General features: G+C 29.7%; 12 protein-coding genes and 1 pseudogene. 11 read left to right on the forward strand and 2 right to left on the reverse strand.

Features of this window, described 5'->3' with window-relative positions:
* Nucleotides 1-8: 8 nt before the first annotated feature.
* From essC to HS848_RS02665, 11 genes and pseudogenes are all read left to right on the forward strand, one after another.
* A complete protein-coding gene (gene essC / locus HS848_RS02615) occupies nt 9-4,448 on the forward strand; it encodes a type VII secretion protein EssC (protein WP_198611158.1) in 4,440 nt (1,479 codons plus the stop codon).
* Between the two features lie 199 nt (nt 4,449-4,647).
* Nucleotides 4,648-4,923, forward strand: a complete 276-nt coding sequence (locus HS848_RS02620; RefSeq protein WP_198611159.1) for a TIGR04197 family type VII secretion effector — start codon at nt 4,648-4,650, stop codon at nt 4,921-4,923.
* Between the two features lie 12 nt (nt 4,924-4,935).
* Nucleotides 4,936-5,292, forward strand: coding sequence for a hypothetical protein (locus HS848_RS02625; RefSeq protein WP_198611160.1), 357 nt, complete (start codon nt 4,936-4,938; stop codon nt 5,290-5,292).
* 1 nt (nt 5,293) lies between these two features.
* The gene (locus HS848_RS02630) at nt 5,294-6,802 is read left to right on the forward strand and encodes a T7SS effector LXG polymorphic toxin (RefSeq protein WP_198611161.1); all 1,509 of its coding nucleotides are present in this window, start codon (nt 5,294-5,296) and stop codon (nt 6,800-6,802) included.
* A 5-nt stretch (nt 6,803-6,807) separates the two neighbouring features.
* Nucleotides 6,808-7,437, forward strand: a complete 630-nt coding sequence (locus HS848_RS02635) for a DUF443 family protein (RefSeq protein WP_198611162.1) — start codon at nt 6,808-6,810, stop codon at nt 7,435-7,437.
* Between the two features lie 165 nt (nt 7,438-7,602).
* Nucleotides 7,603-7,987, forward strand: a pseudogene (locus HS848_RS02640) (DUF1433 domain-containing protein).
* 222 nt (nt 7,988-8,209) lie between these two features.
* On the forward strand, nt 8,210-8,536 hold the full coding sequence (locus HS848_RS02645; protein WP_332871281.1) for a DUF1433 domain-containing protein: 327 nt from the start codon (nt 8,210-8,212) through the stop codon (nt 8,534-8,536).
* 223 nt (nt 8,537-8,759) lie between these two features.
* Entirely contained in the window at nt 8,760-9,149 is a 390-nt protein-coding gene (locus HS848_RS02650; RefSeq protein ID WP_198611163.1) for a DUF1433 domain-containing protein, read from the forward strand.
* 107 nt (nt 9,150-9,256) lie between these two features.
* The gene (locus tag HS848_RS02655; RefSeq protein WP_198611164.1) at nt 9,257-9,661 is read left to right on the forward strand and encodes a DUF1433 domain-containing protein; all 405 of its coding nucleotides are present in this window, start codon (nt 9,257-9,259) and stop codon (nt 9,659-9,661) included.
* Nucleotides 9,662-9,809: 148 nt separating this feature from the next.
* Entirely contained in the window at nt 9,810-10,331 is a 522-nt protein-coding gene (locus HS848_RS02660; RefSeq protein WP_332871284.1) for a DUF443 family protein, read from the forward strand.
* Nucleotides 10,319-10,633 (forward strand): DUF4176 domain-containing protein, encoded by a 315-nt coding sequence (locus HS848_RS02665; protein WP_198611165.1) that lies wholly within the window; start codon nt 10,319-10,321, stop codon nt 10,631-10,633. The genes HS848_RS02660 and HS848_RS02665 overlap by 13 nt, the downstream gene beginning before the upstream one ends.
* 153 nt (nt 10,634-10,786) lie before the next feature.
* On the opposite strand, the gene HS848_RS02670 is transcribed toward HS848_RS02665, so the two are convergent.
* Together HS848_RS02670 and HS848_RS02675 are read right to left on the reverse strand one after the other, a co-directional pair.
* The gene (locus tag HS848_RS02670) at nt 10,787-11,596 is read right to left on the reverse strand and encodes an energy-coupling factor transporter transmembrane component T family protein (protein WP_198611166.1); all 810 of its coding nucleotides are present in this window, start codon (nt 11,594-11,596) and stop codon (nt 10,787-10,789) included.
* Nucleotides 11,589-12,992 carry an ABC transporter ATP-binding protein gene (locus HS848_RS02675; protein WP_198611167.1) on the reverse strand — a complete coding sequence of 468 codons (1,404 nt, stop codon included), beginning with the start codon at nt 12,990-12,992 and terminating at the stop codon, nt 11,589-11,591. The genes HS848_RS02670 and HS848_RS02675 overlap by 8 nt, the downstream gene beginning before the upstream one ends.
* Nucleotides 12,993-12,996: the final 4 nt, after the last annotated feature.

A 12,996-nucleotide genomic window follows, 5' to 3' on the forward strand; every position in this document is an offset into this window, starting at 1 on the left:
TACTAACTATGCATCGATTAATTATTGAATACCAGAATCAATTAAAAATGTTGAATTTAAAAAATCAAAAAACATATATCATTAGCGGAGATATATCATCAGACATTACATTAAACAATTTTAATGGTGTGATTCATTTAGAACAGAATGAACAAGGTACATGGCAAGCCAATCACTCTTCTATACTTAAAGTGCAAGAAAGAAAGTCTAGTGATGGCAATGTGTCATTAAACCTATTTGATGCCTCAAACATAGCTTCATATGCTTACCCAAATACACGAAAAGTGATAACCATAGGTCCAAATGATTATGATGATATTAAAATTGCTGAACTTTCGAATGTCATTATGATTAAAAATTACGCTGAAATAGCTCAAACGGGTTATGTACAGTTTGTACATAATGATGATTCAGATTTATACATCAATTATGAACTTAGTAACGACAAATGGGGCAGAGCGTATATCGGGGATCATATTTATATCGATAATCTTTGGTTTGAGGTGCAGTCAGACGGCTTGATAATGATGAGCCACGAAACAATGATTTCAAATTTAATCAAACTCAATCAAGATACACTAGATTCACAATCAGATGATTATAACGACTACCATCGTTCACCAAGAATCATTTATCGTGAACCAACAGAGACAATTAAAATTGAAAAACCACCACAACCGATTCAAAAGAACAATACTGCGATATGGCGTTCTATCATTCCACCACTTGTGATGATTGTATTGACAGTAGTTATCTTTTTAGCAAGACCCATTGGCGTTTATATTATTATGATGATTGGTATGAGCATCGTAACGATTATCTTTGGTATTACAACTTACTTCTCTGAGAAAAAGAAATATAAAGAAGAGGTCGAAAAGCGGGAAAAGGATTATAAAAAGTATCTTAGTGATAAATCATCAGATATCAATAAAGCGATAAAAGACCAACGATTTAGTTTGAACTTCCATTATCCAACATTACCTGAAATTAAAGATATTGTTGAAAACAAGGCACCTAGAATTTATGAAAAAACATCACACCATCATGATTTTCTACATTATAAATTAGGTATCGCTAATATTGAAAAATCTTTTAAAGTCGATTATCAAGAAGATGAATTTGTCCAAAGAAGAGATGAATTATTTGACGATGCGAAAGAACTTTATGAATTTTATCAAAAAGTTGAAAAAGCGCCATTAATTAATGATTTAGCACATGGTCCAATTGCGTATATTGGTGCCAGACATTTGATTATTGAAGAGTTAGAGAAGATGACACTTCAATTGGCAACATTCCATAGTTACCATGATGTAGAAATACTATATGTGATTAGAGAAGATGAACGTGACCCCTTTAATTGGTCACGTTGGTTACCTCATATGACATTGAGTGCTTTAAATATAAGGGGATTCGTATATAACCAACGTACACGTGATCAAATTTTGATCTCTGTATACAGTATGATTAAAGAGCGTATTCAAACGGTAAGAGAAAAAAGTAAAAGTAATGAAAAAATTATATTCACACCACATTTAGTATTTGTGATTACTGATATGTCACTCATTATAGATCACGTTATTTTAGAATATGTAAATCAAGATTTATCAGAATATGGTATTTCATTAGTATTTGTAGAAGACGTTATTGAAAGTTTGCCAGAACACGTGGAAACAATAATAGATATTAAATCTAGAACTGAAGGCGAACTTATTATGAAAGAAGAAGAATTAGTGCAATTGAAATTCATGCCGGAAAAGATTGATGGAATTGATAAAGAATATATTGCACGTCGAATTGCTAATCTTAATCATATTGAACATATGAAGAATGCCATACCAGATAGTATTACATTTTTACAAATGTATGATGTCAATGAAGTTAATGAATTAGATGTTGTTAATCGTTGGCAGCAAAATGAAACATATAAAACAATGGCAGTACCTTTAGGTGTAAGAGGAAAAGACGATGTATTATCTCTTAACTTACATGAAAAAGCGCATGGACCGCATGGTTTAATCGCAGGTACAACAGGTTCTGGTAAATCAGAAATTATACAGTCTTATATCTTGTCTCTTACAGTGAATTTCCACCCACATGAAGTCGCATTCCTATTAATTGACTATAAAGGTGGGGGTATGGCGAATTTGTTCAAAGATCTCAAACATTTAGTAGGGACGATTACGAATTTAGATGGTGACGAAGCGATGCGAGCTTTGACATCAATAAAAGCCGAATTGCGTAAACGTCAAAGATTATTTGGAGAGCATGATGTAAACCATATCAATCAATATCACAAGCTATTTAAAGAAGGCATAGCAACTGAACCCATGCCACATTTATTTATTATTTCCGATGAATTTGCTGAATTGAAATCAGAACAACCTGATTTTATGAAAGAACTCGTTTCAACAGCACGTATTGGTCGTTCTTTAGGTATTCATTTGATCTTAGCGACACAAAAACCATCTGGTGTTGTTGATGACCAAATATGGTCTAACTCTAAATTCAAGATTGCCTTGAAAGTACACGATAGACAAGACAGTAATGAAATTTTAAAAACACCTGACGCAGCTGATATCACATTACCAGGACGTGCGTACTTACAAGTCGGTAATAATGAAATTTATGAATTATTCCAATCAGCATGGAGTGGTGCAACATGCGATAACGAAGGTGAATCATTAGATAATGAAGATAAAACAATCTATATGATTAATGATTATGGTCAATTACAACCTATCAACAAAGACTTAAGTGGGTTAGAGCATGAAAAACCAACTGAAACACAAACAGAACTCGAAGCAGTGATTGATCATATTGAGGATATTACAGAGCGTTTAAATATACCAGATATTAAACGACCTTGGTTACCACCATTACCTGAGAAGGTATATCAAGCAGAGTTAACTGAAACAGATTTCAACAAATTATGGTCAGACCAACCTAAAGAAGTCGAATTAACATTAGGATTGAAAGATGTACCAGAAAATCAATATCAGGGACCAATGACATTAAAGTTAAAACAAGCAGGTCATATTGCATTAATTGGTAGCCCTGGATACGGACGTACGACCTTCTTACACAATGTTATCTTTGATTTGGCACGACACTATCGACCAAATCAAGCACATATATATTTGTTCGATTTTGGTACAAATGGTTTAATGCCTGTCAGTGACGTTCCACACGTCGCAGATTACTTCACTGTTGACCAAGAAGATAAAATTTCAAAATCGATTAAGAGAATCCATCAAATTATTGCTGAACGTAAGAAGTTATTAAGTCAACAACGTGTGATTAACATAGATCAATACAACAAAGTAACAGGTGAAACAGTGCCCAATATCTTTATCATCATTGATAACTATGACACAGTGAAAGAATCACCTTTTGTCGAAGACTATGAAGAATTGATGGCTAAAGTTACGAGAGAAGGTCTAGCATTAGGTGTCTACATTATCTTGACAGGTTCTAGATCAAGCGCCATTAAGTCATCTATATTCACTAATATTAAGACTCGAATCGCACTGTATTTATTTGAAAATAACGAATTAACAAATATCATTGGCTCATATAAAAAAGGAGTCAAAGATATTAAAGGACGTGCAGCCATAAATGATGACAACTTCACACAATTCCAAATTGCTCAACCATACGAAGTTAAAGAAGGACAAACCTATAATAGTTGTATTAAAGATGAAATTGCTCAAATGAATGAATATTATATTGGTGATTATCCTACAAATATTCCTATGATGCCAGACAAAACGCTTTATGAAGATTTAAAAGCTAAATACGACTTTGAAAAAATTATTCTAGAAGACAATAAATTACCGTTAGGATTGGATTATGAAAATGTTGAACCAGTTGGATTAGATTTAACTAAAACTAATGTTTTTACTTCTGTTAAACCTATGGATATAGATAATGGTTTAAATTTATTGGAGAAACAATTGAATATAGTCTCTAATAAATATGAGATTGCAACGTTAGATGTAAAAAATATGTTGAAAAAAACAGACTATGAAAATTATTTATACTGCATTGAAAAGAAAGATATTATAGATTTTAAAAACGAATTAGTTAACTTTATAAAAAATGTAAAACCACAGAAAAATTGGATAGTTATAATTCCGGATTATATAGAATTTATAAATATTGTAGCGCCAAATAATGATGAGATAAAAACTATTTTTTTAGATGGACCCAAGAATAATGTTATACCAATTGTCTTTGGAATGTATCAAGAAACAATTGGAGGTTTTAATTCCCATGTTAAATTATTAAAGGAAATTGTGAATAATACATTTATAGGTATGAGTATAAGTGAGCAAGAACTGATTAAAGTTCGTTATAAGGCTAATGAAAAAACACTTAAGAATAATGAAATGTATTATATATATGATTATGAATATAAAAAAATTAAATTATTTGAATATGGAGAGTAAACTATCTAATTTAAACCAAAAATGAAGAAATATTTAAGAGAGTTTTGATATTAAAATTGCCCTTAATTTTATTTTAAATAGATAAATAATTAAAGCTTTAAATATTAACACAATTCTTAATTTTTATTCGTTATGTATACGAATAATATCTATATAGCTATATATTATGTATGTTTATAAAGGGGGAGTGAGTTGATTTATGGGACAAATAAAGAGTGATTCAACAAAAACAAATAACATCTTTTCAAATCTACACAATGCAATTAGTGAATGTGAAAATATTTCTGAGCCTTCGAAAGATGAAAGCACAACAATCAAAGGAAATACGGATGCACATTATGCGATAGAGAATTTAAGGGAAATGAATAAATCGGTGGCTCAAGTTATTGAAATGGCAAGTAAGAATATACAGAATGTTGGACAAGAATTTGAACACACTGATCAATCTATTAGTAATGAAATTGGTAAAAGTTAAAGGAGCGAGCCAATGACTTCTACAGTTGATGAATTTAATCGGTTAATTAGGACGAAAAAAGAACAAATAGATAACTTTATAACTGAAAAGAAACAAGTTAACAATTTATTGAATGAATATCAAAATATAATAAAAACGACTGAACATTTAAATCAACATTTGACTGAACGTTATTACAAAAGTCGTATGTTTACCCATATCGAACAAAATAGCGAATTATTTCATATAGTACAACGACAAGCTATGAATGCAATATATTATCAACAAAGTGATATCGATTATAATATTCAACAGTTAAATGAAGAAATAGAAACGATTGAAAGAAAGAGAAATTTTGAACAACAAAAGGGAAAGGAAGGAGGACAATAAAGTGAGTATCGATATGTATGTAGGAAGATCTAAAAAGCAAGCTTCAGATGTAGGAGAATCGGTAAAAAGTTTAACTAGTAGCTATGAGGACTTACAAAAAGGGATTATGCAGTTTATTGGTGAAGGTGAATTACAAGGGCAAACTTATGATTCTGGGAAACAATTTTTTTCGACAGTCATTTTACCACTAACAGAAAGTATTAAAATATTAGACGAATTAACTGAACAAGCGTGTCGTGAATTTGTTGAAAAATATCAAGCTGACGTAGATACACAAAGCTTGAAAGAATCTGAGTTAGAAGAAGATATTCATGAATTGGAACATCAAATTAGCCAACTAGAAGCAATGAATGCGTCGTTAAGTCTGAAACCTTCTCAAAATAGTGCCCTGTTATCTAGCAATCAACAAATGATGGAAAGTCTACAAAATCAAAAGAATGAGTTAGAAGATAAACTACGTAAATTAAGACAGTTTGATGCAGAATCATCGCATATCTTCAAAGAAGTTGAGTCATTTCAAAATACTGTTCAACAAGGAATTAATCAAGCAAAAACGTCTTGGAATCCAGGTAAACAAGTTTTCCATATTCCATTTGGGAAAGAAATGGAATGGGCACAAGTTAGCCAACAAAAAGCTCTTGATATTCGAATGAAAAAGATTAATCCAAAAGTTGAAGATGGTAAAAAATTGAATAAGGATGATTTACAAGTAGTAAGAAGATACACAAAAAAACATCCTAAGGAAGATGTCCCCAAAAATTTAAAAGAATATATAATACAAAATAAAGAATCTATCACTAGAGATTTAGGATTTGATATTACTTCAAATGGTATAGAACAAGTAGGATTTAATATACAAAAGTTTGCTGGTGTATTAAATACTTATGGTGGATTTCAAGGACCCAATAGTAAAAATAGCTTCATACAAGTGACTAATCAATCAGGAAATCAAATGATAAAGCACGGACGTATAGTCAGTAAAATTGGTAAAGTAGGTGGCTACAGTACTATGGGGATTGGTTTTAGTTTAGGTATGTATGATGATTTAACAAATAATAATAAAACTATTGGAGAAGCTGTTGCACACAATGGTTTAACAACAGGTGTTGGTGTCGGTGCCACGATTGTAGCAACAGTAGCATTGTCTTCTACTCCTGTAGGTTGGGCTATTCTAGACGGGATGGCTACAAGTACTACCTTAGTAGCACTTGTAGACTTAGCTTATCAAAATAATTGGCAAGGTGTTAAGGATGGAGTTGATTGGACAGGCCATCAAATCGATAAAGGTATTGCCAAATATCTTGGTTTTAAAATAAATCAGCATGCTTTAGAAGTAAGAGGCGCTAATTTTGTGAAACACAAGTTGCAAGATAGCTCTAAAGATATTTCAAAAAGAGTTAAAACCGGCACAAAATTTATTAGTAATGAATCTAAAAAAATCAGAAATAATATCGGAGAAGCTATCAAAGATGTTAAAAAAGTGACTAATCCAATGAATAGGAGCTATTGAGAACAATGGAACAAGTATATACAATATATAAAAATCCTAGATACAAAATTATTCAAAAAAATAATAAATATTTGATGGTAGACCTAGAACAAAATTGGTATTCATATATATGCCCTATGTTTAATTGGTTTATACCTATTAAATATACAGAACTTACTTATCAAGAATTTAATGACTTGCATATATTTTCAAATGGAAATCAAGTTAGTCAAGGGGTGTTAACTGGTGGAATAGGTGTAACCATCAGTGTGTTATTAAGAAACGTAGTTGGTTTGATGGATATTAATATTAGTAGAATATGGACAGTAATTATGTTTTTAATAGGTTTTATTGGTGTGATTATTCTTCGTGTATCTTTGAGAAAGAAGTTGAATCATCAATCATTTAATAAGAATAGTACACAAAAAGTAAGGATAATTCCTACATTTAAAAACACAATAATTATGATATTTGGTTACGTAACATTTTTATTTTTTTCAATTGCACCTTGGCAGATGATTTTTGATAATAGTCAAAATATATTTGGTTATTTTTGTTGGTTAGTAGTGTTTTTTTGTTTTACATGTTTAAACATAGTATCAATTTCAGACAAAAAGGTACATGCAAAAATAAAGAGCAGTAATAAATTAGATTAATAATGCTTTCAAAAGTTAATTTTCATTTTGGCACTTATATAGCAAGTTCTATTAAATTCGATAAATTATTTATAAAAATTCTAATGCCTAGGTTAGAAATAAAAGAAGGCTAATAAATAATTAAATTTGGTTGTGGCATAAAAGAATATTTTAAGAAATGTTTATATGAATAAAAAATTATTATTAATATGTATTACAATAATTAGCATAGTAGTACTTATAGAATCCCTCTACTTTAAAATGAAATATGATGAGAAAAAAAGCAAAAGAATAACAATATTTTAACGAACAAAAAGAACGAATAGAGCTTTTTATGAAATATAACGTTAAAGGATATAAGATAATACATTTTATTAAGATAGAAAGAAACCCAATGGATGGATATGATATAAGCGGTTATATTAATAATGATAAAGAATTATCGTTTAACGCAAGCATAAGATCTACGGAAGAATTTCAATTTGATGGAGATATAGCATATTCTAATGAGCTTGATAAAATACTTAAACTAAATTCAAAATCTGTGTCAGAAATAAAAAAAGAGCAATGAAAAAAGAAAAATAAATTTATAATAATGATTATGACATTGAGTATTAAAATAAAACATGAGAAGAAAACTAAAGAATAATAGTATTATAATGAGCAAAAAGAACGAATTAATCTATTTTTGAAATACAATATTTAGGGAATGATCATGTGGATAAAAAAGTATTTTTAATATTTATTACATTAATGAGCTTGTTAGTAATTATAGGGTGCATCTATTTTAAAAATGAAATATGACGAGAAAAAAGAAAAAGAGCGACGATATTATAATGAGCAAAAACAAAGAATAGAACTTTTCATGAAATATAATATGAGAGATTTTAAAAATATTAAATTTATTGAACAAAAAAGAAATCCAATGGGGAACTTTGTTTTTAAAGGTTATATTAATAATGATAAAACTAAGAGTTTTACTGCTACAGCATATTATGTGGATGATTTTCAATTTGAGGGAACTATTGGTTGGAGTCGAGGTCTTAATGAACTTGAGAAAGCAGATTTGAAATCTGTATCTGAAATAAAAAAAGAACAATCGAAAAAAGAAAACAAGTAGATTAATACAAGTTTTGACGTTCTTCTAAATATTTTTAAAAAACTAATCAATTTTCTCATTAACAGTGAATTTGAGGATGTTAAAAATATATTTAAATTAGTAAAGACTAGCCTTATTCTAATTTTTTCTATCTTAAAACTTAAAGTGCAATTATTAATAAAAGTCTGTAATATTTACTAGCTCTAAAAAATAATTTATTGTTTCGTCTTAAAGGAATGATTATATGGATAAAAAAATAATTTTAGTATTCATTATATTATTAAGCCTGGTAGTAATTATAGGGTGCGTCTATTTTAAAATGAAGTATGATGAGAAAAAAGCAAAAGAACAACAATATTACGATGAACAAAAAGAAAGAATAGAGCTTTTTATGAAATATAATGTCAAAGGATATAAGACAATACATTTTACTAAAATAGAAAGAAACCCAATGGATGGTTATGACATAGAGGGTTATATAAATAATGATAAAGATATCGCTTTTACTGCTGGTACAAGGTTTAGAGAGAACTTTCAATTTGATGGGGATATAACAAGTTCTGCTAAATTGGAAGAAATGTATATAAAAAAAATCAAATCTGTATCACAAATAAAGAAGGAATATAAAAGGTAATTAATAAATCAATAATTTAACGGTAGTTTAAGTGAAGTGTTGTAAAAGTAATACTTTTTGAAATGCAATGAATTTGAGTATGTTAGAAAACATATAGGAATGATTATATGGATAAAAAAGTAATTTTAATATTTATTATGTTAATCAGCTTGGTGTTAATTATAGGGTGCGTCTATATTAAAATGAAATATGACGAGAAAAAGGAAAAAGAACAACAATATTACGATGAACAAAAAGAAAGAATAACTCTATATATGAAGTATAATGTGAAAGATTTCAAAAGTATTGAATTAAAAGAAATGAGAAAAAATCCGATGGACGGTTATGATATTAGTGGTTATATAAATAATGATAAGGATTTATCTTTTAGTGTTGGTATTAGATCATTAGATAATTTTCAATTTGAAGGTGATATTGCATGTTCTAAAGAACTTGATAAATTATTTATAAAAAATCCTAAAATTGTATCAAAAATAAAGAAAGAAGAAATAAAAAATATAAATAGACGATGATTGGTTTTAGAGCAATTAAGGGTAATGAAAGAATTGATAATTAGTTTAAATTTTGATGAAGGAATGAGAAATCATCGAAAAAATAAAGATAGAGACTATTGAAAAGAACAGTAAGTATAAATTAGTACACTATAAAAACTCACATTACATTATTGATTTAAATCAAAATAAGCTAACTTATATATTTCCATTATTAAATTATGTAACAAGAAAGTCATTAATGGAAGTACATAAAGAAGACCTTACCTATATTAAAACTATTTTCATTTCTAAAGAGAAAGAAGAAAAAAGAAATTCTCTAATAAACTTTGCTGCAGGTTTAAGCTTTTTGATTGCTATTCTAACAAGTTTTATATTTGACAGTTTGAATTTCATAACGAACATTTATATAAATATATTTTTATTATTATTAACTATAATACCCGTATGTATATTTAAATACATAGTTGATAAAAAGAAAATGGTTAAACTTAATATTAGATTAACTGAGGTACAGGCGCATGCATATATATTACCCGATATAAAGTACGTATTTCAAAATATCTTTTTTTATATTATTTTTGTTATTGGGATTACAATGACTTTGATATTTATTTTATTTCAAAACATATTTTTATGCGCTCAAACTGAAATCGATGGAAAGATAGGTGGTATAAAATGGAAACAATAGGGAGTATTATATATTTAAAAGACGGTTCTCAGAAATTAATGATTATTAATCGAGGGCCTATAGTCGAAATAGATAATCAGCAATATATGTTTGATTATTCAGCATGTAAATATCCCATCGGTGTAGTAGAGGATCAACTATACTATTTTAACGAAGAAAATATTGATAAAGTGATTTTTAATGGTTATTCTGATCAAGATGAGATAAGATTCCAAGAATTATTTGAAGAAATGAAAGATAATGTAGATGGCAATATTCAACGAGGTATAGTAACACAAGAAGAACGTTTTGGTTTAAATTAGTATTAGTACTGATTATAAAAGTAATCAAAAAAGAGTGAGTGTTACGGTTTAAAGTAATAACGTCTATTTACTTCTCTCTAACTATAAAACTAGCTCTGAAAAAATCTACGATTAGACTTTTTCAGAGCTAGTTTTTCTATATTCGCTTTTAACTTAGCCTACTTTTCCAGAAACGCGGGCATCGGTAATGCCGGTAATTGGGAAGGTTTGTGATAGATAGAAAGCTAAAGCTAAAATACCGATTAAACAGATTACGAATAGTATATCTTTATATGAGAATGGAGCTTTATAATAATACGTTCTTGGTCCATCTTTAAATCCTTTAGATTCCATGGCTACTGATAATTGATGAGCACGACGTATATTCTGACTTAAAATCGGAATGATTAAGTGTTTGAAACGTTTTAACCCTCGATAATTCGATGCATCAATCATTTGATAGCGCATTTTTAAAGAACGTCTAAGTTGAATCAGTGACGTAAAGATTAAAGGTACCATTCTGATTGCTGCCATAAAGGCATAGGCAATTTTAGGTTTGATTTTTAGATGTTGCATTAAACTATAGAATATCATGACGATTTGTGAAGTTAACGCAATTAAGATACCAAACATTGAAACTGTAATTGTACGTAAGGATAAGTGTATACCACGTACGATACTTTCTATACTAATTTGGATAATTCCCCAAGTGAATAGCATGTGTGTACCGTCACCATACAGAATCATAAATAGTGATGATAGTAGGGCAAAGAATATGGTAACTAGGAGAAAAGACCCAGTTATCTTAAGTTCAGTGCCATTAAATAACATTAAGAATATAAATATTAACAAAGTAATGTAAATCATGTAATCAAAGTTATGGACGAAAATGATAAAGAAGAATAAAGCGACACCAAGCAATAACTTAGTTATGATATTTACATCATCAACGAATGTGAATCGTTTTTTCCAGCGCTCAAACATGTGCTTCACCTTCCATTTCCACGAGTTGTCCATTGTCCACGTTTAAACGACGTGTAGGGTAACGGTGGATGATTTCTGGATCATGCGTAACCATGACAATCGTTTGCCCTTTAGCAACACGTTCTTGGAAAAGTTCAATTAATTGAAATGTATTATGACTATCTAGACCAAAAGTTGGTTCATCCAATAAAATAATTTCAGCTTTTGAACTTAACGCGGTCGCTACACTCAAGCGACGTTTTTGTCCCATTGATAATTCAAATGGGTGTTGGTTTTTAACATTTTCCAAATGTAATAAACTTAAAAGACGTTGCGTTTGTGCTTCGGCTTTTTCTGGTTCTTGATGGTTGTAATGAATATGTATTTCCTCATATACAGAGTTTGTAATAAATTGTAACTCTGGATTTTGATATACGAGGTACATATGTTGTGCTGCATCTTTAATTTTCTTCAATAAAGTATCTTCGTAATGCATTTGCCCTTTATATTTTATTAGCTGCATTATAGATTCAAGAAGAGTGGTCTTTCCAGTACCATTTTTCCCAGTAATGGTTATCCATTCACCAGGATGAATAGATAGTTCTGGTATTTGGAATAAGTCTTTCTTACCACGAGTAACGCGCCCATCTTTATATGAAAATATTGTTTTATTGTAATCAGGAGAAAGGTCATAACGTTCTGGTGCATGATTCCACGCATGAGGATGCCAAACACCGAATTCAGTTAGTAACTCTTCGCAATTATGTAAGATGTAATCAGGTGTATTATCGGCAATGATTTCTCCCTCATAGTTCATTAAGATAACGCGATCAACGTGTTGCCATATATGTTCAACTTTATGTTCAACGATAAGCACTGTTTGATCCGTCCATAAATGAATTAATCGTTGCCACAAGTCCGCCGTAGCGTCTACATCTAACATTGCCGTAGGTTCGTCTAGGAAGAGTGTGTCAGCTTCTTGTAAAATAGTTTCCACAATAGCTAATTTCTGTTTCATCCCACCACTCAAGTGGTTAACATATGTAGTGTCAGTTACATTTAAATTAACAGAAGCAAGGGCTTGTTGAATTTGTTCGTCCATTTCACTACGAGGAACTTTCTTATTTTCTAAAACAAAAGCTAATTCTTCATAAACTTTCGGCATACAAAATTGCGTGTCTGGATCTTGAAAGATAACCCCTGATTGTGGATTAATTTCTAATTCATCATATTTCATAGGTAGTTCTATTAAATTAGGAACAATACCACTTAGCACATTAAGCAATGTGCTTTTACCAGATCCAGAAGCACCTAGTAAAAGCACTTTTTCTTTATCTTTAATTTCAATATTTAAATTATCGAAAATTTTTCTTTCGCCATTTGGATATTTAAGACGTAAATTTTTTGCTTTTAACACAATG

Origin of the sequence: Staphylococcus caledonicus (assembly GCF_016238465.1) — a bacterium.
Lineage (GTDB): Bacteria > Bacillota > Bacilli > Staphylococcales > Staphylococcaceae > Staphylococcus > Staphylococcus caledonicus.